Source organism: Bariatricus massiliensis (assembly GCF_900086725.1).
GTDB lineage: Bacteria > Bacillota > Clostridia > Lachnospirales > Lachnospiraceae > Allocoprococcus > Allocoprococcus massiliensis.
Map to the genome: position 1 here is coordinate 879,913 of NZ_LT574837.1, position 26,430 is coordinate 906,342.

The following is a 26,430-nucleotide window of genomic DNA, read 5'->3' on the forward strand; positions in this document are numbered from 1 at the left end:
ACTAAACTCCTTTCGCATCAATATTTTTCACATAATGTATAAACTGGGCCAGCGGCAGCGGGCGGCTGTAGTAATATCCTTGATAGATTTTACATCCCAGACCTTCCAGCATATCGACTTGCGCCTCCGTCTCCACGCATTCCGCCACTGTCTCTGCCCTCAAAATATGTGTCATACTCATAATATTCCCGACCAGCCTACATGTCTGGGCATGCTCAGGAAGGCGCTTGATCAAAGCGCCGTCTATTTTTACTTCATCAAAGTGGGAAGAATCCAGATAATTCAATGAACCATGCCCTACTCCAAAATCATCCATACTGATTCTTATACCGGCTTCCTTCAGCTGATTCAACTCCTCTTCGAGCACGGTCCCCGGATTTAAGGCTACCTGTTCCGTAAGCTCAACGGTCATATATTTTGCTTCCACTTTTGTTTCTCTTAGTATTTCTTTCACATTCTGTGCGAATCCTTGCGACTCTAGCTGAAGCGGCAAAATATTGACCGAAAACGTAACCGGATATCCCAGTTCTCTTTCTGCCTGCTTCATATCCTCACACGCCCTCCGGACGATAGATAAGCCCAGTGCATCTAAAAATCCAGACTGTGCAGCCAGCGCGATGATTAACGGCGGATTTACATAAGCGTGCCCCATATAATTCCATCTAAGCAGAGCCTCACATCCGTAGAGCGTACCGTCATGATACATCTGAGGCTGGTAATGCAGTTCCAGCTCTCCTTTTTCTAATGCATACTGCAGATCCGCGGTGAGGAGCTTTGCTGTCTGCCGGTTCTCATACGACTTCCAACGGAAATTCAGTACCCATACTGACCGGCGTTCCTCTTCCATGGCGGTTTCCAGCTTTTTAATTTTAGTCAGAAACTCTCTCTCCTGTATACTCTCACTTTTCTTGACGAACGGTATGTAAATAAGCGTGCCCAAAAATAAATTAAAGAACTGCAGCAGACTCCCCTTCCATGAACCCGTCGCCATATATCCGCTGAACAGAACCGGAACCGTCCAATCTACACTTTGGGCAGCCACGGGAACCAGTCCCATATACATGACCAGACTGCTGACAAGGGACAGCACAACAGGAGTCAGAATAAAGGGGATTATCATATCCGCGCTGAATATAATAGGGAAACCAAACAGCACGAGTTCATTGACATTAAACAGCACCGCAGGAAGGGAAAGTTTCGCCAGACGCCGGTTATTCTTTTTACGGGCTATGATGAACAAAGCCAGAATCATACAAAGCGTACTCCCACTTCCTCCAATAAACACAAATATGTCAAGAAACGTCTTGCTGAATATATGAGTCGGGGACAAGCCCTGCGCTATCATCCCCTGATTTATGATAATTTCAGATTCAAACAATTTCCGGGATACCGCCTCCAAAGTATTGGTGCCATGAATTCCAAAAAACCAAAGTATATGCGATATAAATATATAGAGCAGTGTCGATGCTAATCCGTTTCCCATGCTGCCAAACAGCCGGAGAGACAAGTAAGAGCCAAAGTTCATGATATTTGTATCTTGAAAGACTAGATAGAGCAAAATTCCAATGATGCCGCAGATGGACACCGTAGCAATTGCAGGTATCAGACTTTGCATAGACGCATTAAAATTATACGCAACACCAATGGTATACAGCTGGTGATGACGGGAAACCAAGCGGTAGAAGACGGTCAAAAGCCAGCAGCTGAGAAGCGTGATACAGATAGCCGTGAAGCTCCACTCCGGTCCCCAGATAGCCGTCTGTCCGCTGGGATAGCAAAACGCGATAAAAGCACTCAAGGATACCGCCGGAAAAAACACACGTGTATTTTCATAGTCTCTCTGCTCTTCTCCAAAGGCATAGGAAATCATCAGCGTAAAAATAAAAGACAGGGAGCCGAATGTAGCCTGATAGATTCCCATCAGAAACATATGAAGCGTTCCTCCCGCTGCCGAGGAAAGATACTGCTGCCACGAGCTAACCGGAAAATTGATAATGACTAAAGAAAAAGAGCCCATGATTAAAAAAGGTATGGTCAATAAAAGCCCTTGCCTTACCGAAAAAATAAAAATATTTCTGTTAAGAAACCCGCGAATCCGCTCCATAATTCCATTCTCCCCGATTTTAAGATACAAAAAAACCCGTATAAAACTCTAAGAGTTATTATACAGGTTTTTTCAGGTTTTGTTAACCCGTCACCTACATATTGTTCATTTTCCCACATAGACGCAGCAGGAGGCCGCAAAGCTGCTCAATGTCCAAAGGCTTACCGAGATGCGCATTCATTCCTGCCGCCAATACAATAGAAACATCCTCGGCAAAAGCATTGGCTGTGGTGGCGATAATTGGAATTGTCTCTGCATTGCCATGCCCGCACATTCTGATAGATCTGGCCGCCTCGCATCCGTCCATGACCGGCATCTGGACGTCCATTAAAACTGCGTCAAAATAGTCAGGCTCCGCACTCATAAACATATTCACAGCCACCTTCCCGTTTTCTGCCCACTCCACAGTCGCACCGTTCATCTCAAGCAAGGTTACGGCAATTTCCATATTTAAAGCATTGTCTTCCGCCAGCAAAATACGCATTCCCGCCAATGAATTCCCGGCAATTTTCACTCTCGGCCCCTTCATGTCAAATGCACCGTTCACGACTCCCACTATAGCATTATACACAGAAGATTGAAAGAATGGTTTCGATATAAATGCATTGGCTCCTGCTTCCCGGGCCTCTTCTTCAATATCAGTCCAATCATACGACGAAATAATAATAATAGGTGTATCCTGCCCAACTTTCTCCCGGATACATCTTGTCGTTTCTATGCCGTCCATATCCGGCATCTTCCAATCAATAAAGCAGATGTCAAAACCTGTCCCTGTCTCATAAGCAGAGACTACACGTTCAACCGCTTCTCTGCCGCTGAGAACCCACTGTGCATTGATATTCATCTTTTTAAGCAGCAGCGTCATATGCTCACAAATATCCCGCTCGTCGTCCGCCACAAGGACGTCTAACGTCTGAAATGCATCCTCCCGAAACGGCTCTATATCAATGTCGCTTTGTTCCAAGGGCAATTCAACCGTAAACTTCGTCCCTGCCCTCGGTGTACTTTTCACATCAATATGTCCCCCCATCAAGGTTACCAAATTTTGAGTGATAGACATTCCCAGCCCTGTACCTCCGTATTTACGTGCGATAGAGGCATCCCCCTGCTCAAATGGTGTATAAAGGTGAGTCAGCGCTTCTTCGTCCATGCCGATTCCAGTGTCAGACACAATAAAACGTAGCCAGCACTTTTGGCCTCGTGAGGGCAGATGTATGACTTCTATTCCAACTTCTCCTCCCGGCGGTGTAAATTTAATGGCATTAGAGACAAGATTCAGAAGAATCTGGTTTAATCTCAGAGAATCGCCCAGATAAGTAGTATGTTCCGTAAAATTCGATGTCTTTTCCGTGAACTTTACCCCCTTGCTTGTTGCTTGTGGATACACCACCGAGACAAAAGCATTAAGAAACTGGTAAAGCTCAAAGGGTTCCCTGTTAATCTTCATCCGATTACTTTCAATTCTGGACATATCCAGAACATCATTAATAAGCATCAACAGATGTTTAGAAGAATAACTTATTTTCTCCAAGCAGTCTTCCACCCGGCTCTGGTCTTGGATGGACGCAGCCGCTATCGTCGTCATTCCTATAATCGCATTCATGGGCGTGCGAATCTCATGGCTCATACGGGACAAGAAATCCCGCTTGGCACTATTTGCATTCTGTGCATTGACTAGCGCGTCCTGCAGCACTAGATTGGCATGATGCTCCTGTGTACGATCGGTCAGTGTTATGACGTATTGTATGTCCGCGGGGCTGCCTATCCGATAAAAGCGCACTTGCAGCCAGCATATGTCCTTAGAATTAGGATGCTGGTACTCAATGACCATATCCCAAGTATGTTTTTCCTCTAAATATATCTTCCGGCGTATTTTCTCGGCTGTTTCCTCACTCATATATTGATATATCAAGGTACGATCTTGTCTAAGGGAGTCGACAGTCAATCCCAATACCTTTTCTGCATTATTGGAGACAAAATCACACTGCACCTGCTCCTTCCTAAACATCAGGAATGCCTCATCTACTGTGTCTGACAATATTTCAAATTGGCGGTTCCTCTGATATAACCGCCGATTAATCTTCCTAATCGCAGATTGGAAAAAAATCAGGCTCAAAGACGTAGCAATCATAATGATAAAAGCTCCCACCACAGTAAACCAACTCATATGATTGGCAGAAATGAAAATATTCTGCTGGGTTTTCCGGACATAATTCAGTATCTGCTGTGCATCCGTCTCAAACTCTTCATATAAAGGATAAAGATTCTCTTCCTCATAGTCAGCAATCACCCGCCCCGAAGAACTAGGGCGCTCGGCAAATTGAAGGAGAAGGGATTGTTCCTCCTTAATATCATTGTAAGTGTTTCTAAGTTTCACAACATGTTCATCCGGTCCTAGATACAGTTCATCTATCTCTTCTATCAAGTCCTCTATTTCAGAATAAATATCATTCAGAGCGATTCTTACGGTGTCTATGTCTGCAGACTGATTATAGGACTGCAGCCTCTCAGTGCGTATACGCATCAACGCCAGATCCGTCTTGACGTCACCTATATCCCCGTTGACCGTGAACGGATGCTCCGTAAGAAGCCGAATCTGAGATGTTAATTTATTATTGCTAAAGAGCGTCACTCCCAGAAAAAGCACTAACAAAATAAGCAAAGTAATCGTCCCCATCCAGGATATCTTTTTGCTTATTAAATCCTCCTGCCCCTTTTTTTCACCGTCCATTTACTCTCCATCCTCTTATAACTGATTACAATAGTTCGTCCAAATTTATACCTTGCTCATATTATATTAATATAAAGTATTATAACAAATAGTTATTTTAATTACAACTGAATATGGCTCATTAAAAATTGACTTTCTTCTATTCATTTGTTAAAATAGATGAAACGGAATGCAGGCGTACCTGCAAAAGCCGGATAAAGCAGCACGAACCGACCAATTGCTAATCCCGTATGGATTCATGAAAAAAGCAGCTGGCTGGTTCCCTGTATTATCCGGCTTTTATTATTTAGGAGGAATCATATGAAATTGCACTTTGAACCGGTTTGCCCGGAAAACAGAAAGGAAATTGAATCACTCCAGATTTTTGCGGAACAGATTGGATTTATCGAGACTGTGGCCGAATGTATGACCGAAGCAGACGAATTCTGCCAATGGCGGCCTCTAGGAATTTATGACGGCGATGTGCTGGTAGGATTTGCTATGTATGGCTATTTTGGCACTTCACTCCACGACGGCAGGCTGTGGCTGGACCGCCTTCTGATTGACAAAAATTATCAGGGATTAGGGTATGGAAAAGCGGCTGTAGCTGCACTCGTAGAAAGACTTCACAGAGAATATAACAACATTGATATATATCTAAGTGTTTACGAGGCAAATAAAGCCGCCATTGCCCTATATAAACAAATTGGATTCCATTTTACTGGTGAATATGACACAAAAGGCGAGAAAATAATGCTGCTTTAAGAATTTCACCCCTACGCCTCTGCCCAGCACTTGCACTGTTCGATCCGTCTGCCCCCATCTCCCTGCTCTTCATCGTAGGCGAACTTATTCAGCAAGTCACACGGGAACTCGGTGCATTGCCCGCAGTGCTCATGCTTTTGAGACTCGCAGCAGCTTTTTACAGGACATTCTTCTCCCCAAAACGGTTTGGAAATATGTACACAACCCTTACAGCCTGCCTCCTCTTTATATCCGCACTCCTCACATAAGATGCCACATCTTGATTCAATCATAGCTGTCTCCTCCTTTTTTAACCGCTATTATATCAGGAGGAACACGACAGCTATGTGTCATGTCTCATGAAAAACATACATATTATGAATTTTTTCCGATATGATATTCTCTTTTCAACATCTTCATTACCGATCTGGACAATATATCCACAATGTTGAATCCAAAAGCAATAGCAAGACATGTTACCAGCAGTATAATCGTTTCGTTGAAAGCCATCGCATTATCACGGCTCACACAGCCATACATCATATAGTACAGATTAGGTCCCGGAATCAAAGGAAAGACGGATGCCGTCAAAAAAATGGTAGACGGCGCCTTATTGATTCTGGACATGATAAATGCATAAAAGGCTACAAAGACAGATGCAACCAGAGTCGCTAAAAAATTACTGGGCCAAAAATGGTACACTACCACATAGATTCCCCATGTGAAAAATGCGCCCACTCCGGAATAGACAACCTGTCTCCCACGAATCTTGAACCAGAACGCAAATCCAATACAGGCTATCGTACAGGAGATTAACTGGATTGGAATATTGTGATTCAATATGTATCCTTCGGCAGATACTCCTTTTAAAAGCAGCATGGCCAGTGCAGTCCCACATGCAATGCCGGCCGCCCCGAGTATGGAATTCATGATGTTCAGGAATCCGGATATGAAGTCTCTCTGCAGCACTTCCCTGATTCCGTTCGTAGTACTAAGTCCGCTGATCAACAGCATTACAATCCCTATCATGATTCTCTCCGGATGACTGCCAAGCCCCAGACGGACCGCCACAATGATAATCACTTCGGACAGAAACGACAAAATCAAATTGTACACCAGCAAATTTTCTTCTCTCTTACTAAGCCAGCCCCCGACAACAACTATCATAAGCGACACCAGCACAGCGACAATCGCATCCGCAAAATCACACCCAAAAAAGACTGCGAACCCGGTCCCGCCCATCACTGCGGCAAAGTATTTGGTATATGGTTTCTGTGGGGGTCTGCTCATGACTTCCTCATACTTCTCGCGAAGCTGTTTCCCATCTGGCTTATGCTGGCAGACATATCTGGACAGATTGTTCAAATAGTCGAGCCTGTCAAAATCAATATCTGTGGATTCAATATGCCGTATCTGAGTAATAATCTCCCCTTCCGGAGTTTCTACTGTTATCTGTATATTACTGGGTATGGCAAACACATCATACCGTTTAAAGCCATAGCTCCTGCACATTCTGTAAAGGCTGTCATCTAGTCTAAAATTCTCCGCTCCGCAGATCAGCATCGCTTCTCCAATGTCCAAAATGCCTTGCACTATCTTGTTGTAATCCATCGCTTTATCCCCCTAAACTAAAAATGCCACATTGTTATCATAGCACTGTTTTGGAAAGTGTCAATAAAAATCTTTAAAAGGTCAGGTGATTGTGATAAAATTTACTTATATTTTAAAAGAAAGAAGGGGCGATCATGGATAAAGAAGTATTGAACTATGTGGTAGAAAAAACACGTGAATTAATTGATGCACCTACATGCAGCAGTGAAACGAAAGAAGCTGCCCAGACATGGCTTGACGCTGTGGGAACGGACAAGGAAGCGGAAGAGACGAAGCGTTATGTGGCTGAGCTGGAAGAAGATATTATGCCGATAGACAACTTAATTGCTTTTGCAGAGTCCGATGCGGGCGCACAAGTCTTTGGAGCAGATAACGCAAAGAATGTGGCGTCCCACGCAAAAGAAATCAAGGCTTGTGGAGCAAAATATTGTGACTGCCCTGCCTGCGCCGCAGTGGAAGCAATTCTTGAGAAAAAGGAAGCCCTTCTAAGTTAAGACATTACACTTGCTGTTTCTGTAGAGTAAGTATCTACAGAAACAGCATTTTTACATGATACATCTGACACATGAATTTATTTTCTAATCCTTTTTATCACTCTCCAATAAGTCGATTCCATGCGTTCTTCACTTCTAAGCAAAATGTCATAAATGTCTATAACTCCTATCACGTATATAAATAAGTATACGGAACACGCTGTCAAAAGACATTGTATTTCAGTTATAGGAAACTCAGGTATATTTGTAAAGCTTAATATACCAGCCAGCAAAATTAGACTTACTCCCAGAAGAATAAGCGCAATATACTTTTTCTTTTGTACTTCATGTACTTCTGCTAAACACGAAAAATAGGATGGGTCAAAAAGTAAACGCTCACTCTTTAGCTTTTTATAGGGATTTCCCATAAAAGCCATACTTAAAATAAAAGCAAGTCCTGCTACAATAAATCCACAAGCAAGGGTAATCGATACTATACGGTTATCTTGGAAAAGATAATATGGAACACCGCCAAGAACCATAAGTGCAACACCAGTAGCTGTACGCTTAGTTGTTTTCTTATGAAAACTCAAAAATCCCTCAGCACATTCTTTACTTACATAATACCCATTTTCATTTGAATTTATCTGCTCTGGATTTTCTTTAAGTAAACTATCAACAGACACTCCAAAGATGTTACTAAGCATAAGCAACTTTTCTGTTTCAGGATAACCTTGATTATTTTCCCATTTGCTAATCGCCTGTCTAGTGGTGTTCAATTTCTCGGCTAATGCTTCTTGAGAAAGTCCTTTTTCTTTTCGTAGTTTAAATAGTTTCTCACCAAAATTCATTTCTGTTACCTCCTATTTATTTGATAACAAAATACTATCAAATAGTCACGTTTTAGTCTATCACACTTGAAATGCACATTGTCAACTACAAGTTGCAATCCTGTCATATATTTCAGAAACTGCTTACTTTTGACTTTTGAAAATAGGAGATAAGTTTTTACTGAATTTGAATGTTCAAATCTTAATCTAATATATTGACATTGAGCATTTAGACCGATATAATGGAAACAAAAAAAGGAGATTTTGTTTCCATTATGAAAAATCGTATTATTTATGAATCTATTGAAGGCCTCCGTCAAGAAGGTTTGCGCTTTTCAGTGGACACCGTAGCTGAAAAACTCAACATTTCAAAAAAAACTATTTATAAATACTTTCCTAACAAGGAGGCGCTTGCCTTTGCGCTATATCAGACTTACTATGCCGATGTAAAAGCACAGGCCAATCGGCTGACAGCAGACAGCTCTGGTTCCGCCCGTTCAAAATTGTTATTTCTTTACTTTGACGCCAAATTAATGACGAGCGACAATATTTTTAATAAATATAAGCTTAATAAATCTTTATACTCATACACTACAGAGCAAAATAATGACCTTTGGAACATAATATCCTCATCTTTTGATGAAAGTATATCAGAGAAAGATAAAATCGCCCTTCATATAATCTTAGATGGAACTTTTGAAAAACTTTGTAATGAAAAAATTACTCCTGATGAAGTAATTGATAGGTTGGTGAATATATTATGGTAATTGGCTTGCTTCGCATTTTTGCAATTCTTTGTGTAGCTTACACTTGTGGAAAGTTAATTTCCAAATTAAAACTGCCGGCCATTCTGGGCTGGCTCATTGTAGGAATTGTGTTCGGCCCGTATCTTGCCGAACTAGTGACCTTTGATATCACAAACTCCCTATGGTATAAGATAATAATAAAAATGTTTGAGTGCTTTGCAGGGGTAATGATTGGACGCGAAATTATATTTAAGAAGATTGCAAAGTCAGGTAAACAAATTATTGGAATCACTTTTGTGCAGTCTATTGGCACATTCGTATTCGTGAGTTTCATTTTCTTGATAGTATTCGCCATCACGAGTGTGCCTGTCTATCTGGCATTTGTATTCGGTGGAATTGCACTGGCAACCGCTCCTGCTCCCGCCTTATCCATTGTTAATGAATATCACACAAGTGGACCCGTAACTAGAACCTTGCTGCCTCTTGCAGCAATTGATGACGTTATCGGTGTGGTTGTATTCTTTACAGTCATTTCGATTGTCAACGGAACTCACGGAAGCAGCGCTGTCTCACCACTTACCATTATCGCCATGATACTACTTCCACTTGTAATTGGTGCTGTTCTAGGAGTATTGACCGCTTTTTTAATGAAAAACATGAAAAAAAACAGCATTCGCTTTTGTCTGCTGATGCTGTTTCTTATTCTCTCTACACTCACCGGTTTGATGATTGACTGTTATATTTTTCATTCATTCACATTAAACTATTTACTAATTGGCATGGCCTTCAGCTCAACTGTCGCTAATCTTGTGCCTGAAAAGGAGTTCGAAGAAACTCTGAAGCTATATGATCCATTACTGAACTTATCGCTAATTATTGTGATTGTTAATCTGGGCATGCCATTGGATTATAGGCTGATTGCCGGCGCAGGGATTTTTACAATTGTTTATATCCTATCCAGAGCTATTGGGAAAATCGGCAGTGCATACATTGGCGGCAGACTGACTAATGCCGAACCCATGGTCACCAAATACCTCGGTCTTACCTTACTTCCACATTCAGGAGTTTCCCTGATATTTACAGGAATTGCTACCACCTCTCTATCCGCCTGTGAGTCTGCACTTGCAAATATCGTGTCAGGGACAATTGTCGCAGCAGCGATTATCAATGAAATTATAGCAGTAATTGTCGCAAAGTATGCATTTAAGTGGGCAGGGGAAATCAAGTAGCAGCTTTATATCTTAAGCGAATATAGGAGTGCTCCAAAGCCTCACAGCTTTCAAGCTGGAGCACTCCCATAAGTTTCAGCTCATCAGCAGATATGATAGAATTCCCATCGATTAACGTCGAAGTATCTTTTCCGCCTACCAATACCGGAGCTACGACTATATCTACATAATCAATCAATTTATTTCTTAAAAAAACTTCGTTCAAAGTACCGCCTGATTGAATCGTTAACCGTTCACATCCAAAATCCGTCTTTAAAACTGTTAGCGCGTCCGCCAAATCCAAAGAATCTTGTTTAATAATATGTAAATTATCTTCCATTACCGAGAAGGCTGGATGTATAGGATTTTGTGTTATCAGCACAAATGTTTTTGACCATGCACATAGATAACGAACTCCATGTTCTGTCAAATGATTATTATCCAAAATCACAAAAGACACTGGCGACTTTGACGGAAAGTCCTTTTCGTTGACCCCCAATTTCTTTTGCACTCTTCCTGTATTAAAAGACCATAAATCTGTCATCTGTTCAAGCTCATAGTATTGATGCAGTCCCTCTTTAAGGCCATTTATACATGGAAAGTCTTTATCTACATCCAATTGTTCTGATGCACCGGTACTAATTTTCCCATCTACTGACATCAGCATAAATAATGTGGTTATTGGTCTATTCATAGTCTATTTACCTCGGCATATTTTGATTCCACCCTGATGAAGATGAACTAAAAACTATATTTCTGTTTTCAGCAAAGAGTACATTTTCATATCTATAACCTTGCCATTCTTGACAGCATTGTTTCTCAACGTCCCCTCATATTGAAATCCAGCTTTTTCAAGTACTCTGCAGGATGCTGCATTATAGGCAAACGGTTCTGCATAGATACGGATAATATCACTATTATCAAAAACATATTTACAACTCTGCTTCACTGCTTCGGTCATAATTCCTTTGCCCCAATAGCCCTCTGCGATGAAATATCCTAACTCAGCTGTCTGCCTGTGAATATTTTTTTGACGAAATATGCCAATGCTTCCGATAACTTTGCTTTCTGTGGTGACAGCAAAAGCAAATGTCTCACTTTTATCTGCTGAGAACATGCCGGAAATGTATTCTAATCCGTCCTGTTCTGTATAAGGATATGGTAATCCATCTCGAAGATTATCTTGTATTTTTGTATTGGAAAGCGCTGCCGCAAAATCTTTTGCGTCCGATAATTCCCATTTTTTTATTTTACTAATCATTTTCTGCCACCTCTGTAAATTCTAACTTCCCATTGTCATGAACTGCAGCCTGCTTTTTAAACAAACTTATAACCTGCTTCCACTAAAAGCTTTGATGCCTTGTCATAATTTTCCTGTTTTACCAGTATATAGTCAGTATTATATGTTGATATTGCAAAAATACCAATTTTATTATCTGCCAATAGTGTCGATATTTTTGAAAGAATACCAATGAGAGAAAAATCTAAAACACCCTGTATCTTAAAAGCTTTCCAACCATGCTCACACGCGGTTGCATTATTAGGAACACTGCCTGTCAGACACACTAATGACTTCTCATCATCCGTTTTACCAGTAAAGCAGTATTCGCTGTCAAAATCTGTTTGAGAATAGTCTTTCACCTTACAAACAGAAAAGTTGTAGTCAATCTTCTTGAGCTCCACATTTTCTCCTTTCATCCCCGTTTCATATCAGGGTCGCAACTGCCTTAAATTAACTGCGCAAAAGTGTTTCTAGGTCTGGTATAGATACATCCATACGTTTGGAAGTCTCCTCCATGGACATACCAGAATCAAGAAAACGCTTCACCACCACTTTCATATTCTCGCCAACTTCTATAATATGCCCATCTAAATCATAGAAACGTATGGAACGTTGTCCCCAGCTGGCTTCTTTAACGCCCTCCCCTATATATTCAATGTCACCGCGCAGCCCTAGCTTAGCAATAAAGCCATCAAAATCATCTTCCTCAAAATATAACTCCATATTATGGGCTTTTTCTAATATGCTTTCTTTAGGAATACCTACTAACCAGTCAAATTCCTGCTGCAAAGATAATCCACCGAATGAAACATTAATACCATAATCTTGAAAAACCTCAAGATTGAATAATTCCTGATAAAATTTTTTAGAAAGATTCACATCTTTCACCGCGATACATACTCCTTCATATTGCATTTAACTTGCCTCCTTATAATTATTTAATTTCTAATGATACCAACAGGCCATCCGTTTCCTCTGCGACTCGGTCATTGACCGAGTATTTTTCCTGTTTCATCATTTTCTCAGTAACCTTATACTCTTTTTCGATGTTATTTTTATCTACGACGTAAATCATCACATCTGCTGAATCATTCAGCGTTTCAATTTTGCATACTCGCATCATATTTTCTGAAAGTCTTTTATCCTTAGCGGCGCCGATTGCTGCTCCAATGCACATTCCTATTGGAAGCCCGAAGCATATACCGAGAGACATATTATCAGAGTAGACAGTCCGCCCAAACACTAAACCTATCGATACACCAAAACATATGCCCAGAGACATATAAAGTGTTGTATACTTTTTGATTGAATCATTTTTATGCATTCAAATATTTCTCCTCTAGTTAAAATTTAATTATCTATATTATAGCAAAAAACTAATACTAAAAATAGTTTTTTATTAAAAGGCAGTAAGCAAGTTAGTAGAAAGTTTTATATGTGAGTGATATAATGTAACTGCCAATGAAGAGGGAAAACAGAGTTGATTAGTAATAAAATATAAGGAGGATCTAATGCGTATCTTAAATGCTTGTTGTGAATTGGATACTATATTTCAACATAACACTTTCTGTATGGATAGTTGGGTGAAGTACATTAATAGCATTGTGCCTGATTCATCCGAAATTTTCACAATAAAAATTAAAAGATATGACTTTGACAGTCAATGTCTGCCAGTAATCAAGAACGCATTGGCCCGAAAGAACAAACGTACAGAAGTGATTGCAGCTTTTGAGACAATCACCAATAAGCTGGATGAAAAAATAAAAACGGTCTTTCACCGGGAACTGGATGCGGATGTCATTTTGTATTTAGGCCTATGCCATGGCGCAGGTTGGGTGACAAAATTTAACGAAAAGATAATGGTACTGTTGGGCATAGAGAAGATTATCGAATTGGATTGGTGTTCAGAAAAGGAGATGTATGGTCTTATTTACCACGAGCTGGGCCATGTTTACCAATATCAGTATGGCACGCTTGAGAGGGAATGTCCGACTTCTGCCGATGGTTTTATCTGGCAGCTTTTCACTGAGGGGATTGCCATGTACTTTGAGCAGAGGCTTATTGGGGATTGGGAATTCTATCACCAAGATAAGGATGGCTGGAAGACCTTCATGGATGCTCATTTTGAGGAATTAAAGCAGGATTTTAACCATGACTTGAATTCAATGAACAGCCAGACTCAGCGATATTTTGGAGACTGGGTAAAGTATCACGGATTCGGGGATGCCGGATATTATCTTGCGGCTAAGTTTATCCAGTTCATTCTGACAAGTTATGATTTTGACCACGTAGTTTCATTTGATTTGTCAGCGGTAAAGGGGTTATTTAAAGAATTTGTGCGCTGACAGCGGCCATGTGAAAAAGAACGTTACATATAGAAAATGAGGTAATAGACCTAAGAAAGGAAGTGGATTATATTTGAAAATTGACCGTCTTATTGGAATTACAATGTATCTATTGAACCGCAATGTCGTGTCGGCAAAGGAACTCGCTGAGCGATTCGAAGTATCTGTCCGAACGATTGTACGGGATATCGATTCACTCTCCAGTGCCGGCATTCCTATATCATCCTCCACCGGAGCGGCAGGTGGATATGAAATACTTGACACCTTTAAATTGAATAAGCAGATTACCACGGTAGAAGATTATCTTTTTATTATCACTGCACTCAAAGGGATGTGTTCGGCATATGACAATAAAAAGATTAACACAACTCTGGAAAAAATGTTGACTGCAGGCCATTATAAAGATGAGGAACAACGAGTATTCATTGATTTTGGCGTTGTTAGTGAGGGCAGAAATATCACTGAGCTTGTGCGTGAAATTGAAGAGGCAATCTGTAATAAAAATATAGTAGAGTTTGATTATACCGGCAGCACTGGCCGAAAAAGCCACAGGATAGTTGAGCCGCTGGCGCTGAATTACCGCTGGTATGCCTGGTATATGTTGGCGTACTGCACATATAAAAACGATTACCGGTTGTTCAAGCTTAACCGGTTAGCAGACCTAATTATTACTGATAAACTGATAGAGCATGAACACGGAAACATCCCTGACCTTCTGGAAAAGCAATGGCGAAATGATACTCGCCGAAATATATCTATGAAATTACTGTGCAAGGCGGAAGCACGAGTCCCTATAATGGAATATGCAAAGGGGAAAATCATAGAAGAACGTGAGAACGGTGATTTTATCATGTTGGCAAACGGAATAGAAAACGAGCGGATATGGTTTTCCATGCTGTTAGGGTTCGGCGATGCTGTTCAGGTTCTGGAACCGCAGGAAGTTATTGACATGCTCAAAGAAAAAAGTATGCAAATTCAAAATCTTTACAAAGATTAGTGACATACTGGTGTCATTAATATTTAGTTATAATAGCGGTAAATAAATCACACTATCAGGAGGAACCGCTATGTTAAAGAAAGTATTAGTAATAATAGACATTCAAAATGACATAACAAAAAATTATAAGGAGATAATTGACAATATAAACCAATCTATAGATTGGGCAAAAGAAAACAATATTCACGTTGTTTATATAAGACATGAGAATTTGTCAAACGGCACAAGAACTTTTAAGCCCAATACACATGGAGCTGAATTAGCTCCTGATTTAAAAATTGTGTCAAATAATATTTTCACAAAGTATAAAGGAAATGCGTTGAGCAGTGAAGAATTTGCAGACTTCATAGAGAAGAATCAAATACATGATTTCTATATAGCAGGCGCGGATGCTGCTGCCTGTGTCAAATCAACCTGTTACAATCTGTGTAAAGCAAATTATAGAGTTTCTGTTTTATCCGATTGCATTACAAGTTATGATAAAAGGAAAATCGATGAAATGCTGTGTTATTATAAAAACAAGGGCTGCGAAATAATTAGTCTAAGTTCCCTTCAAAACAACAACTGAAGCCACCTTTATTCAACCTTTTCCCGGATTAACGCCGGCATGGCTGCGTGTAGGTATGGGATGGCAAATTCTTCTGTCATTAACCAATCCTCAACTTTATCCTTCGGTAAAATCAGCGGCATCCGGTTGTGGACATCGGAAATGGAAAGGTTCGCTGCAGTTGTCAATATAACGAATCGTTTCTCACCTTGAAATTCATTAAATAGGCCTGCCATATAAAGTGCGCCCTGCTCAGGCATCGCAAAATGGTATTTGATTTTCTGAGCATCTTGTGACCATTCATAAAAACCAGTGCTCGGGACCACGCAGCGGCGCACATGAAGGCTTTTTCGAAACATCGGACGTTCGTCAGCAGTTTCTGAACGTGCATTAATAATTACACCCTTAGCATTAAAACGTGGAAATCCCCAGACCGCAAGTTCCGGTTCAATCTTATCCCCCAGAAGCTGCAGCACAGGGGCCTGATTTGTTGGGAAAATCTCTCCCTGCCTCATGGCGTTTCCCGGATATTTTTCGCTCATCCTTCTCACGATCCGCATGATCTCCTGATTTTCTTCTTCTGTAAATAAGCTATATCTCCCGCACATCTGCTTTTCCCTCCACAAACCAAATTGGATTTTCAAAATACAAAAAAGCCTGTCTGCCGCCAACCATTATAGTATAGCGGATACCCTGCCCTCCAGCTTTTAAAGATGCGGCCTGCCGTGAAGCCAGAATTCTGTCTATCTTAAAAACCTGCCCGTCCTCCCAATTAATCTGCAACGGCGTAATATCCCCCTCCAGATTAAACCGAGCTATCACTTCCACATTAATTCTTCGGCTCATGTAGCCCTCCTCGTTATCCATCATGTTTTACTCTTAAGAAATGCTTCCGGATAAATGGTATGCTCTGCAACTGGATCAAGTCTGGAAAGTACCGGGTCAAGAAGCATGATACCTCGCTGGATAGAAAAATGACCAAAACGTCTGCGTATATTATCAACTGTCCGCTCCAGCTCCTCCTGCTTCTGACGCCTGACCACATCCTCTAAAAAAGAAAGCTGTTGATACTCACAGTTTATCAGTTTTATAGCCCGAACTCCTAAACTGCGCACAGGACTCACTGGTTTATTTCTTTGAAACAGCTCATATGCCTTTTGAAAAATATCGTGGGATGTACAAGTTGGCGCCTTAAGCCGCCCCTGCCGTTCAAAGGAGACTAGTTGGTTATCTCTAATCATAATCTGAACTCCCCGGCAATAGAAATTTTCCTTACGCATACGCTCGGCAACACTTTCAGATAAAATGTACAGGGTGATTTTGATATCGTCATCGGTTATTAAGTCCTTGGGCGCTGTAGTACTATTTCCGATAGTTTTAATGATACGGCCAGAACCACTGCGGTTTACAGGTAACGTATCAAGGCCATTTGCAAAGGCCCACAGCATCAGGCCGTTTTTTCCGAGAAGACGTTCTAATAAAGAAGGTTCCGTTTGTGCCAAATCCCCAATGGTATAAATTCCATGTGTCATTAATTTTTGATACGTTGCCCGTCCTACATATAAAAGCATGTCTGCGGGAAGATGCCATATCTTATCCTTAAAATCATGTCCAATGACGGTTGTCGCGTCCGGCTTCTTTAAATCGCTTCCAAGCTTGGCAAAAATCTTATTATAAGACACGCCGACACTGGCCGTAAGCCCCAGTTCGAACTTAATACGGTCTCGGATATCATCTGCAATTTGTTTCCCTGAGCCGAACAGCTCCTGAACCTCCGTAACATCCAACCAGCACTCATCCAGCCCGAAGGATTCCACCTGCTCGGTATACTCTTCATATATTTCACGGGCCATCTGAGAAAAATGAATATATTTATCGTAGTGTGGCTCCGAAAAAACAATATCCGGACATTTTTGTCTGGCCCTCCACAACGGTTCGCCAGTCTGAACCCCAGCCTGCTTCGCAAGATAGTTTTTTGCCAATACAATTCCATGACGGGCCTCCGGGTCTCCGGCCACAGCCATCGGTTTCTCCCGGAAAGACGGATTATAGAGACTTTCCACGCTGGCATAAAAATTGTTCATATCAGAATGTAATATAACATGTTCCATAACAGGCACCCTAACATTTTCTGTTTTACTATTAATGTGCACAATTTTATGGTTATTATTTCTGATATTTTAGGAAACAAGCAATTCACGGATAGTTTTACCTTAAAATACAAACATCACGAACAATAGAAAATATGTTTTCTTGATATCTCTATTGACCAGCAGGTATGTAACCCCATATATAAAACCGCTAAATGCGGTCAATAGTCCTGTAGATAGTGACCCTTTTGTCAAAATATGCCCTGCCCCCCAAGTCAACGCAACCAGGATTCCACCATATGGGAATTTTTTATGCCCAAACCATTCTTCAAATGCCTTTTGTCCAAAAACGATAATAAGGGTAAATAACCCTGTTTCAAAAACATAATAAATATATTGGAATATGAACTTTAACAACCCGTTGTAATAAAACTCTTTTGCAACTTTAAACCCACCCCAGTCAATATATGATATTGACAATGTAAATATCAGGCATGCACTGGCAGCAATCCACTGAAGCGGTTTCATCTTCTGAGTTTTCTCAAATAGATCAAAACCATATTTACTTTTTGCTTCTTTTATCAGAAGAGCAATAACAATCCCCCAAAGAATACATGTTATTATCCAATGGACAATATTTTGTAAAACTGTCCACTCACTCATCCCAACTCCGTATAAAAAGGGTTCTATGAGAAATGCAAGAAGCGCTTCTATTCCTAGTCCTGCGAATGCATACAATGCAAGACACATATAATCCCATCCTCTTTTTTTATTCATATCATGTTCTCCTTTATCACTCGTTAGTTTTCTCCTTATTTAAATGATTTAAAAACATATTCTTCTCCTTCCATCTCGAAACTAATTATCCCTGCATCTCTAAGGTTATATAATAGCTTTTTTTCAAATTCTTCAACGTTAAGATATCTTTTATTTGATTCTTCCTTTAATGTTATTTCAGGAATAATATCAATATCTATCAATCTACTTAACAATTTGTTTTCATTTGTAAAATCAATTAATGTCTTCCCAGAACAAAATCCGTTTTTATGATTGTAATATTCATATTCCTTTATAAAGCTTTTATGTTCTGGCATTTCTATTTTCGAGAACTCCTCTGGCGTTAGATAAAAATATGCTAAATGGTACAGGCCGTGTGCAAATAATGCCACTGAATGTCCTAACTTATTATATGATACTGATAAAAAGATTGCGTGTTGAACCCAATCTGTTCTAGTCAAATACACACAGATTTCTTGCAGATATATGCTGATTTTATTCAAATCACGCTCAATTAAACTAACTAAATATCGACTAAAAGATAATTCTAGTTTACTTCTTTTCTTTGACATAAATTTTTCCAATTGGTTCTTTGCTCTATTTGCATTTTCTATGTCTTTATTCATAAGTGACATTATCATATTATAATGGGCATGAAGAAATCCATTGGTTGAGAATCCTAAATGATACGGCATAATTTTATCTAGTATTTCAATATCATTACTAGCTAATGCCAGAATTATATTAGTTAGATTATCTGCTTGGTCAACTCCCCCTTGTAAACAGTTTGATCTAATAGTACCAAAACGATTCCCTTGGAATATACTATTATGCATATATGTCATATCGTTTTCTTTACAAGAGAGATAGATGCCCAAAAAGATCAAATCCTCATGAACCTTTCTGATAAAATAGCGAATGACATTAGTCATCTTGTATTCTCTTAAATCAGTTTGTAATTCGCAAAAGTTTTTTTGACATAATTGTTGCTTTTGTTTTATATCCAAAACCGCTAAGTATTCCTCACATAATGTACAAGTATTTTCCAAATTATTCACCATATCGTTTAGTACACTCCTTCTTTCGCTTTATATGTTTTTTGCTGCTCTAAAACCAAAACTTTAAATTAAAATATCTCGTAAATTTTAGATTCCAATACAAAACTATTTATTACTTGATTATATATATCGTCAATCATATCTTTTAATTTACATTTAACAATCCTAAAATTGCTATCATACCCATCTACAACATAAATTCTTAAACTATTTGGTTTGACGTCTTTCATAAAATTTTCTAAACTCTCCGCTAATATTGCTAAATTTTGTTTGCAAAAATTCGCGTAAATACTACGGTCTTTTCCATGCGGAAATAATTCTTCATTAGTATACTTATCATATGGGAAAATTAAATCATCACTATTTTTCATTTGCAAATTTGAAGTTAAGCAAAATACCCTTCTATTTGTTAATGTAGTGTTTTCCTCAACCATGGTGAAAATATCTGGATAAAAATCTATCTTATTATCAAACGTGAAAATCACATTATTTTTATCCCAATAATTTTCCACGTCATTGGATTGCCCCTTCCTATACTCCCCAAATAAAAAATGACTCATTTTCTTCTCTCCTATAGGTTTATTGTCATATCCAGACTGTAATGGTGCATCCGTTTTTCCAGTTGGTTATCCGGGTTCTATACATGCATATGGTGCATATATTCCAATTCCACATTCTAAGCAAGTAAGCCCATCATTATCTAATATTACATTTTTATCAATTTGTTGAAAAATTTCTTTATTTTCTTGAAAGGATAATTCTAATAGCTTTTTTTGTGCACACACTGAGCAATACTGGTCCAAGCGGCACCTACTGCACCTCCCAGTATTCTTTTTTCAGATGCATAGACAAAAATATTTGAATCATGATATGTATAGTTAAATACTATGATTATTTCCAATACATAGCATTTTCACCCTGCTACTTAAAGGTTCCATTTTGTGTCACCCATTATCCTATCTATGATATGATTTCTATCCCAAACAGCGGCCACCTCTAGCCCTTCGCATTCCTCTTTTTTTGCTGGATAAATTTCCCCTTTGTAATAAATCGAGTATTCCCCACTTATTGAATCTTTTATGCATCTTTGGGGTGGCCACTCCATTTCTTCAGACTTAAAAGGGCGATTCTCAATAAATTTCCATACGTTATCGCGAAGTAAATCTCTATACACACTAACAACAAATTGATAGTCCTCATCCTTCATATTGGGTAAATCCGTAATTGAAGTTCCCATTTTTCTATACACACCAAAACCAGCGTCTCTGAAAGCTCTTCCAAATGCGAACTGTCCATTAGGTAATGGAATAGCATATACATCTCCAATTTTTACTCTTCTCATTTATTAAACTCCTTATTCATCTCATCCATGTAATGCTCTGCTTTAGGATTCTTCTTGCTTATGCCTCTAATAGCATTTGCCGAATCTCCACCATCTGAAATTGAACCACCATCGATATCAATCAGTTGAGGTTCTATATGAATCTTAAACGGACCCACATTATATAAATAGACGTTTAAGTTATAATTTTAACTTCCATACAAGGAATCTTAATTTCCACACCATCAATTAGTTGGATTTGCAACTCCAACCACTGATGATTAAGATTTCTAAGACCTCCCCCTTTATAAGAAGTTCCATTATTTACCTTTATTATCTGTAAAGTTTGTTCCAGAATATCACTTTCGTTCCCAATGTTAATGTCCTTAACCACATTTTCATCCCACTGTCCTAAATAGTGTATCCCGATAAATCCTTTGCACATAATCTTAATAAGTTTATCAGATGCATCTAGTAAACTTACCACTATATTTTCATAATCTATTTTAATATCATTTAAGGAAAAGTCATGCCAATTCTGTTTGTTTATATCTTTATATGTCATTGAAGATACTCCTTACTATGTAAGTGTAATTTCATCCACTGATACTAAATCGTCCTTTATTCATATAATAACTGGTTCCATTTGCTTTATCAACACTTACTCAGCGAGTTTGTAATTACACTCACTGAGTCGTAACAAATAAGATGGGGGAAATGAAAGTTGCACTTGTAGATACCCTGACATGTTAAATAGTAGTGAATTATCGTCCACTTTTTTGAATGGCAAAACAAAAAAAGCCTCAGAAATTATTAATTTCTGGACTTTTTAAGAGGCGCCAACCAGAATCGAACTGGTGATAGAGGTGTTGCAGACCTTTGCCTTACCGCTTGGCTATGGCGCCGTATATTTGTGCGCATGCGCGCAATGACTCCTACGGGAATCGAACCCGTGTTACCGCCGTGAAAGGGCGATGTCTTAACCGCTTGACCAAGGAGCCGTATTCTCGGTACCGCAAGCGGTGACCGAAAATTATAATATCATACTTCATATAGATTTGCAATAGGTTTTCAAAAAGTTTTTACGTTTTTTACCTAAATACAATGAGCCTTTCCGTCATCCTCTTCACATCAATCAACGAAATGATTCCCTTATCGCTTTTCCATATTTCTTTCTCCACCCATATACAGTCTTCCAGCTCTTCCAGATTGGTCTTCACACGGCTTATTTTATCACTTGAAGCAATAAAAGGCTCCTTATCCAATATTATGCCAAATTTATAATTTTTATACTTAATAATCAACATAATAAGTCCACTCTCATCGAGGCTGTCTGTCTCCGACATCTCTCCCGGCATTCTGATGATAGGAATAATTTCGCCTCTGTTGTTACAAACTCCTGCAAAATACTCAGGAAGAGCCGGGATTTTAGATATATTCATGCCCTTACTTATCTCTGCCACATAGGGAAATTCAAAAGCGTAAGTCTTATCATTTGCGGAAATGCACAGCAGTTCTTCTGTATCACGCTCTTCCATACCGCTCCTCCTTCTCATATTTTTCTATCAATATTTCTGTATCCAGTGCAATACATATGCCTCCGTTCCCCATGATACTACAGCCGCTCATACCAGTGCTGCGTCTGAAATTCATGCCAAATAAGGCTGGCAGTGGCTTGATCACTATACGCTTCTGGCTGTACATCCTATCCACCACCACGCACCCTTCACGTTTCGTTCCTTTTATATAAACAATGAGGGCCGTATCCGGTATTTTTCCTTCAAAGCCATAGAATTTGCGTAAATCAATAAGGGGAACCAATCTATCCTCATAAATAATATATTCCTTGCCTCCTATGACTTCAATATTTTTTAAGTTATCGGCATATTCCATGAACCGGTATACGTAGCGTGCCGGAAGCGAGAAGCGATATTCCTCTACCCGGAAACGAATACATTCCATTGTGGCAAGCGTGAGCGGAGCAGTAATTGTGAAGGTGCTGCCAAATCCCGGCCGGCTCTGAATGTAAATATGTCCCCCGGCGTTTTCCAGAACACTTTTTACTACGTCAAGCCCCACCCCTCTCCCGGAATACTCCGTCACTGAGTCACTGGTCGTAAATCCGGGCATAAGGATAAGCTCACATATCTCTTCAAAGCTGTACTCCTCCTCCGGTCTGTTGAACAAATTTTCTTTTCTTGCCTTATTCCTGATTTTCTCTTCATCCAATCCGCCGCCGTCATCGCTAATAGATACCAGCAGTTCGCCTACTGTACTTTCCACATTAAAATGAATTTTCCCTTTTTTATCCTTTCCGCGCCTTTCACGCTCTTCCGGAGATTCAATTCCATGATCCAAGGCATTTCGAATGATATGCATGGCCGCTTCTGATATATATTCAATTACATTCTTATCCGCCTCGATGTCGGCTCCCTGCACAATCAATTCTACTTCTTTTTTCTGTACGCGGCAGATATCACGAAGTATTCTCTTTAACTGCGGAATGATTCTGGATACCGGAACCATCCGCATCTCCATGACAGTGCGCTCTACATCTGCGACAAGGCGGCTTAGCTGATGTAAATTCCCCTCTCTCAGTTCATCCAGCCCTTTTTCAGCCAGTTCATTTTCCAATGGCAGCAGCTGTATCATCATCTCTCCGGCCATATTCTGGAGCTTGTCCAGCCTGTCCATACGGACATTTAAAAATTCAGCCTCTACACTTTGGGACTCCTCCACATTTCCTGCGGATTCCGTCTGTTCATCCATTGACGGCCCGGCATCCCTCGTTTCCAATTGTACGTCTGTCTCGTTTTCGAGGACTTCGCAGCGGTCAACAAACAGCCCATTCTCCAGTGCCTCTAGTACCGCCTCTTTACAGTCGCTCTCAAAATGAATCAGCACTCCATTCTTTTCGATATACTCGGCGCTGTCCTGAGATTTTTCCAACTCTGCCGGATAAGTCTCGATATTTGTACAGAGTGCCCCAATCTGACGGACAAGCATAAAAGCCCTAATATTTTCCATTCTACATCCGGGCTCAAATGTGACTTTCACGACAGTACCTGTCCCACCGGCAAAATTACATCCTTGTTCTATGTTAAGGTATTGATTTATTTTTTGTTCAAGTTCTTTTGTATCCGTGGGAGTATAGTCCTCCCGCCCCATTTGCTTCAACTCATTCTCAATGAAATCCGCGACCAAAAATAACAGATCAAACAGTTCCGGCTCCGGTTTGACAATCCTTCCTAATTCCTCTCTGTAATATTCAAACAAGTCTTCAAGTGTATGTGCCACAGCCGACAACGCATTAAGCCCCATCATGGCAGAGGAGCTTTTCATAGTATGCATAATTCTAAAAACAGCATGAATGTCTTCCCCGGAAAATATATCTTTTTTTTCCGCCTCAAGAAGGACAGCGCCCAGTTGTTCTATCAGCTGTCTTGTCTCTAGAATGTATATATCCAGCATCTCTCTCGTATCTGCATCAAAATATCCCATCACATTCTCCGCCTAACCTTATTCTTCGTACCATACGCTTTGATTCTTTCCATTCCGTTTTCCTTGATAAAGCGCTTGATTCGCACACTTAATATTTTCATCGACCCCCATTCTAGTATCATAGACATGGAGCCCCAATGTCAATGTACAGGAAAATTCAGAATTATTGTGAAATACCGTGAATTCCTCTACCTCTTTTCTTATCTGCTCGCTGATTCCCCATGCCTCCTCTTCTGTGACCGCAAAGAGAACGACAAGAAATTCTTCCCCTCCCCAGCGGATGACCCGGTGCCTGCGGCAGATTACCTCTAAAAGATTAGCGATGCAGACTAGCGTCCGGTCCCCCGCATCATGCCCATAAGTATCATTTATATTCTTAAAATCATCAATATCAGCCAATATAACAACATTTTTGGTGTCTTCCCGATTATGATGATTAATATCCTCAACCATATCGTCCACCACATACCTGCGATTATAAAGTCCTGTCAGACCGTCCCGAAACGCCATATAATTAAGTTTTGCCATACTGCTGCGCAGCTCTTTATTCTGACGGTTCAGTTCATCTTTCTTTTTCTTAATCTGCAGATGCGTATGCACTCTGGACAAAAGTTCCCCTTTTACAAATGGCTTCTTAATATAGTCATAAGCCCCCATGGCAAATCCCTTGACCACATCTTCGTCATTTGCTTTCGACGTAAGAAATATTATCGACGCGTCATTTTTATCAAGCTCTTTTAATCTGCCAAATAACTCATACCCATCCGCGTCAGGCAGCACCACATCGAGCAGAACCACATCAGGATGATACCTCTCCATCATCTCGGAGGCTTCCTGTCCGGTGTGCGCCTCACATACAAACACCTTTTCTTCTTTCATCGCAGTCTTTATCTGCTCGCAAATCAAAACACTGTCATCTACAATCAGTAAAACCTGTCTGCCCTCTTTTATCATAACTAACCTCCGTCATCACTACAGTACCAGCTTTATACCCTTTAATGATCTCACCTCAACACTGCCACTGTCCCCATAAAGCAAAACTGTTCTTCCATAGTTTTTTCCAACATCCTCACCTACTAATTTAATGCCTAGCTCTTTTAGCGTCTTTTTCACAGACTCTACATTTTTGGCTCCAATTTCAAATTCGAGTTTACTGAAAGCAAACATCTTAGCACCGCCTGCTATCTTTGCTGTAATGTACTGCTCCTGAGCCCCATGCCATTTCATTTCACGGAGCAGCCTTCGTATCCCTTCATCTGCAAATTTATATTCATTATTGCCTGCGGTAGACGCACTTCTGTCAGGAAGCATCACATGAGCCATCCCCGCAATTCTATTCTTAGCGTCATACAGGCACACGCCAACGCAAGAGCCCAGCGCATAAGAGACAAGCACTTGCGGAGCTTTGACAACTTTACCCTCGGCAATCCCCACCACAATAGACTCCATACGCATCAGCCCCCAAATATGTGAAATATCTTCTCTAAAGAATCCGGCTCCGGAAAAAAGAGAATACGATTGTAAAAGATATCTCCATCCATTGAAAATGTATTTTCAATAAGCAAGGCGTTATCACTGGACTTCATTCCTTTAATAATCGGCACACTCAATATTGCCCCCGCCATATCAATGCAGATATCCGGGACAGACACCGTAATCATCAAATTAGTGAGCTTAGACAGTGCACTGATATACGAACCACACATAATGTTTCCCACTTCGCACAAGGCAGACTTCTCCATGTCATTAAGATCCAGCAGATTCTCCGGCACTGCTCCAAGCATGGTACGTAAGATTTTATCGGTAAATGATTCCTTTAATAAAAATAGAAAAATGCCCCTTAACTCCCCCTCTGTCTCAATAATAATGCCAGCCTGCAGCTCTTCTGTTTCATCCAGAATCCCATGCATCTCCTCATATTTGATAATCTGGAAGCTGGGCAGCCCCATCTCAAGCGGATGCTGCATCAACTGGGACATTGCGGTGACAGCATTGCCTGTCCCAATATTACCAAGCTCCTTTAAAATATCTATCGACATTTCGTCCAGCCTGTCATAGTCATAATCCATATTTTTGTCCCTCTTTT

At 40.1% G+C, this 26,430-nt stretch carries 30 protein-coding genes and 2 tRNA genes; 7 read left to right on the forward strand and 25 right to left on the reverse strand.

What is annotated here, in order from left to right; genetic code table 11:
* Position 1: 1 nt before the first annotated feature.
* Positions 2 to 2,104, reverse strand: coding sequence for an EAL domain-containing protein (locus tag BN6465_RS10385; protein ID WP_066734379.1), 2,103 nt, complete (start codon positions 2,102 to 2,104; stop codon positions 2 to 4).
* Positions 2,105 to 2,198: 94 nt separating this feature from the next.
* On the reverse strand, positions 2,199 to 4,835 hold the full coding sequence (locus BN6465_RS10390) for a response regulator (RefSeq protein WP_066734382.1): 2,637 nt from the start codon (positions 4,833 to 4,835) through the stop codon (positions 2,199 to 2,201).
* A gap of 300 nt (positions 4,836 to 5,135) precedes the next feature.
* Between BN6465_RS10390 and BN6465_RS10395 the strand changes: the two genes are divergently transcribed.
* Positions 5,136 to 5,579, forward strand: coding sequence for a GNAT family N-acetyltransferase (locus BN6465_RS10395; protein ID WP_066734385.1), 444 nt, complete (start codon positions 5,136 to 5,138; stop codon positions 5,577 to 5,579).
* Between the two features lie 11 nt (positions 5,580 to 5,590).
* Here BN6465_RS10395 and BN6465_RS10400 read toward each other — a convergent pair whose 3' ends face one another.
* Together BN6465_RS10400 and BN6465_RS10405 are read right to left on the reverse strand one after the other, a co-directional pair.
* A complete protein-coding gene (locus BN6465_RS10400; protein WP_066734387.1) occupies positions 5,591 to 5,851 on the reverse strand; it encodes a DUF3795 domain-containing protein in 261 nt (86 codons plus the stop codon).
* A gap of 82 nt (positions 5,852 to 5,933) precedes the next feature.
* Complete coding sequence (locus BN6465_RS10405; protein WP_066734389.1) at positions 5,934 to 7,169, reverse strand: threonine/serine exporter family protein; 1,236 nt, start codon at positions 7,167 to 7,169, stop codon at positions 5,934 to 5,936.
* A gap of 134 nt (positions 7,170 to 7,303) precedes the next feature.
* On the opposite strand from BN6465_RS10405, the gene BN6465_RS10410 reads away from it, so the two are divergent.
* Complete coding sequence (locus tag BN6465_RS10410) at positions 7,304 to 7,663, forward strand: molecular chaperone Hsp90 (RefSeq protein WP_066734391.1); 360 nt, start codon at positions 7,304 to 7,306, stop codon at positions 7,661 to 7,663.
* Between the two features lie 77 nt (positions 7,664 to 7,740).
* Here the strand turns inward: BN6465_RS10410 and BN6465_RS10415 are convergent, their stop codons facing one another.
* Complete coding sequence (locus tag BN6465_RS10415) at positions 7,741 to 8,493, reverse strand: helix-turn-helix domain-containing protein (RefSeq protein ID WP_066734393.1); 753 nt, start codon at positions 8,491 to 8,493, stop codon at positions 7,741 to 7,743.
* Positions 8,494 to 8,747: 254 nt separating this feature from the next.
* On the opposite strand from BN6465_RS10415, the gene BN6465_RS10420 reads away from it, so the two are divergent.
* Both BN6465_RS10420 and BN6465_RS10425 read left to right on the forward strand, forming a co-directional pair.
* On the forward strand, positions 8,748 to 9,239 hold the full coding sequence (locus BN6465_RS10420) for a TetR/AcrR family transcriptional regulator (protein ID WP_066734401.1): 492 nt from the start codon (positions 8,748 to 8,750) through the stop codon (positions 9,237 to 9,239).
* Complete coding sequence (locus BN6465_RS10425; protein WP_066734403.1) at positions 9,233 to 10,447, forward strand: cation:proton antiporter; 1,215 nt, start codon at positions 9,233 to 9,235, stop codon at positions 10,445 to 10,447. The genes BN6465_RS10420 and BN6465_RS10425 overlap by 7 nt, the downstream gene beginning before the upstream one ends.
* Here the strand turns inward: BN6465_RS10425 and BN6465_RS10430 are convergent.
* The 5 genes from BN6465_RS10430 to BN6465_RS10450 are packed head-to-tail and all read right to left on the reverse strand — an operon-like array spanning position 10,440 to position 13,032.
* Entirely contained in the window at positions 10,440 to 11,120 is a 681-nt protein-coding gene (locus tag BN6465_RS10430; RefSeq protein WP_066734406.1) for a dihydrofolate reductase family protein, read from the reverse strand. The genes BN6465_RS10425 and BN6465_RS10430 overlap by 8 nt on opposite strands.
* A gap of 54 nt (positions 11,121 to 11,174) precedes the next feature.
* A complete protein-coding gene (locus BN6465_RS10435; RefSeq protein ID WP_066734408.1) occupies positions 11,175 to 11,687 on the reverse strand; it encodes a GNAT family N-acetyltransferase in 513 nt (170 codons plus the stop codon).
* 56 nt (positions 11,688 to 11,743) lie between these two features.
* Complete coding sequence (locus BN6465_RS10440) at positions 11,744 to 12,109, reverse strand: ACT domain-containing protein (protein WP_066735269.1); 366 nt, start codon at positions 12,107 to 12,109, stop codon at positions 11,744 to 11,746.
* A gap of 49 nt (positions 12,110 to 12,158) precedes the next feature.
* Complete coding sequence (locus BN6465_RS10445) at positions 12,159 to 12,623, reverse strand: VOC family protein (protein WP_066734411.1); 465 nt, start codon at positions 12,621 to 12,623, stop codon at positions 12,159 to 12,161.
* A gap of 19 nt (positions 12,624 to 12,642) precedes the next feature.
* Positions 12,643 to 13,032, reverse strand: coding sequence for a hypothetical protein (locus BN6465_RS10450; protein ID WP_066734413.1), 390 nt, complete (start codon positions 13,030 to 13,032; stop codon positions 12,643 to 12,645).
* A 259-nt stretch (positions 13,033 to 13,291) separates the two neighbouring features.
* Here BN6465_RS10450 and BN6465_RS10455 point away from each other — a divergent pair, with 259 nt between their 5' ends.
* The 3 genes from BN6465_RS10455 to BN6465_RS10465 all read left to right on the forward strand — a co-directional run bounded on the left by BN6465_RS10455 (position 13,292) and on the right by BN6465_RS10465 (position 15,618).
* Positions 13,292 to 14,053 carry a hypothetical protein gene (locus BN6465_RS10455; RefSeq protein WP_199882817.1) on the forward strand — a complete coding sequence of 254 codons (762 nt, stop codon included), beginning with the start codon at positions 13,292 to 13,294 and terminating at the stop codon, positions 14,051 to 14,053.
* A gap of 73 nt (positions 14,054 to 14,126) precedes the next feature.
* Positions 14,127 to 15,050: a helix-turn-helix transcriptional regulator gene (locus BN6465_RS10460; RefSeq protein ID WP_066734418.1), complete on the forward strand. Its 924-nt coding sequence runs from the start codon at positions 14,127 to 14,129 to the stop codon at positions 15,048 to 15,050.
* A gap of 70 nt (positions 15,051 to 15,120) precedes the next feature.
* A complete protein-coding gene (locus tag BN6465_RS10465; protein ID WP_066734419.1) occupies positions 15,121 to 15,618 on the forward strand; it encodes a cysteine hydrolase family protein in 498 nt (165 codons plus the stop codon).
* Positions 15,619 to 15,626: 8 nt separating this feature from the next.
* Here the strand turns inward: BN6465_RS10465 and BN6465_RS10470 are convergent, their stop codons facing one another.
* The 15 genes from BN6465_RS10470 to BN6465_RS10540 all read right to left on the reverse strand — a co-directional run bounded on the left by BN6465_RS10470 (position 15,627) and on the right by BN6465_RS10540 (position 26,413).
* Positions 15,627 to 16,205, reverse strand: a complete 579-nt coding sequence (locus tag BN6465_RS10470; RefSeq protein ID WP_066734421.1) for an SOS response-associated peptidase — start codon at positions 16,203 to 16,205, stop codon at positions 15,627 to 15,629.
* Positions 16,189 to 16,443, reverse strand: coding sequence for a hypothetical protein (locus tag BN6465_RS10475; protein WP_066734423.1), 255 nt, complete (start codon positions 16,441 to 16,443; stop codon positions 16,189 to 16,191). Before BN6465_RS10475 ends, BN6465_RS10470 begins: the two co-directional genes overlap by 17 nt.
* A 20-nt stretch (positions 16,444 to 16,463) precedes the next feature.
* Entirely contained in the window at positions 16,464 to 17,708 is a 1,245-nt protein-coding gene (locus BN6465_RS10480; protein WP_066734424.1) for a DNA polymerase Y family protein, read from the reverse strand.
* Positions 17,709 to 17,810: 102 nt separating this feature from the next.
* Positions 17,811 to 18,464: a hypothetical protein gene (locus BN6465_RS10485; RefSeq protein WP_066734427.1), complete on the reverse strand. Its 654-nt coding sequence runs from the start codon at positions 18,462 to 18,464 to the stop codon at positions 17,811 to 17,813.
* 35 nt (positions 18,465 to 18,499) lie between these two features.
* Positions 18,500 to 19,525, reverse strand: coding sequence for a hypothetical protein (locus BN6465_RS10490; RefSeq protein WP_066734430.1), 1,026 nt, complete (start codon positions 19,523 to 19,525; stop codon positions 18,500 to 18,502).
* A 65-nt stretch (positions 19,526 to 19,590) separates the two neighbouring features.
* Positions 19,591 to 20,082 (reverse strand): hypothetical protein, encoded by a 492-nt coding sequence (locus tag BN6465_RS10495; RefSeq protein ID WP_066734433.1) that lies wholly within the window; start codon positions 20,080 to 20,082, stop codon positions 19,591 to 19,593.
* A gap of 365 nt (positions 20,083 to 20,447) precedes the next feature.
* The gene (locus tag BN6465_RS10500; protein ID WP_066734436.1) at positions 20,448 to 20,864 is read right to left on the reverse strand and encodes an Imm26 family immunity protein; all 417 of its coding nucleotides are present in this window, start codon (positions 20,862 to 20,864) and stop codon (positions 20,448 to 20,450) included.
* A gap of 175 nt (positions 20,865 to 21,039) precedes the next feature.
* Positions 21,040 to 21,408 (reverse strand): hypothetical protein, encoded by a 369-nt coding sequence (locus BN6465_RS10505; protein ID WP_066734438.1) that lies wholly within the window; start codon positions 21,406 to 21,408, stop codon positions 21,040 to 21,042.
* Between the two features lie 269 nt (positions 21,409 to 21,677).
* Positions 21,678 to 21,748: transfer RNA gene (locus BN6465_RS10510), tRNA-Cys, on the reverse strand.
* A 24-nt stretch (positions 21,749 to 21,772) separates the two neighbouring features.
* Positions 21,773 to 21,844, reverse strand: a tRNA-Glu gene (locus BN6465_RS10515).
* A 90-nt stretch (positions 21,845 to 21,934) separates the two neighbouring features.
* A complete protein-coding gene (locus tag BN6465_RS10520) occupies positions 21,935 to 22,381 on the reverse strand; it encodes a chemotaxis protein CheW (RefSeq protein WP_066734441.1) in 447 nt (148 codons plus the stop codon).
* On the reverse strand, positions 22,368 to 24,344 hold the full coding sequence (locus BN6465_RS10525) for a chemotaxis protein CheA (RefSeq protein ID WP_066734444.1): 1,977 nt from the start codon (positions 24,342 to 24,344) through the stop codon (positions 22,368 to 22,370). Before BN6465_RS10525 ends, BN6465_RS10520 begins: the two co-directional genes overlap by 14 nt.
* 18 nt (positions 24,345 to 24,362) lie before the next feature.
* Positions 24,363 to 25,298, reverse strand: coding sequence for a GGDEF domain-containing response regulator (locus BN6465_RS10530; protein WP_066734447.1), 936 nt, complete (start codon positions 25,296 to 25,298; stop codon positions 24,363 to 24,365).
* An 18-nt stretch (positions 25,299 to 25,316) separates the two neighbouring features.
* Positions 25,317 to 25,793, reverse strand: coding sequence for a chemotaxis protein CheD (locus BN6465_RS10535; protein ID WP_066734449.1), 477 nt, complete (start codon positions 25,791 to 25,793; stop codon positions 25,317 to 25,319).
* Positions 25,794 to 25,798: 5 nt separating this feature from the next.
* Positions 25,799 to 26,413, reverse strand: coding sequence for a chemotaxis protein CheC (locus tag BN6465_RS10540; RefSeq protein WP_066734451.1), 615 nt, complete (start codon positions 26,411 to 26,413; stop codon positions 25,799 to 25,801).
* Positions 26,414 to 26,430: the final 17 nt, after the last annotated feature.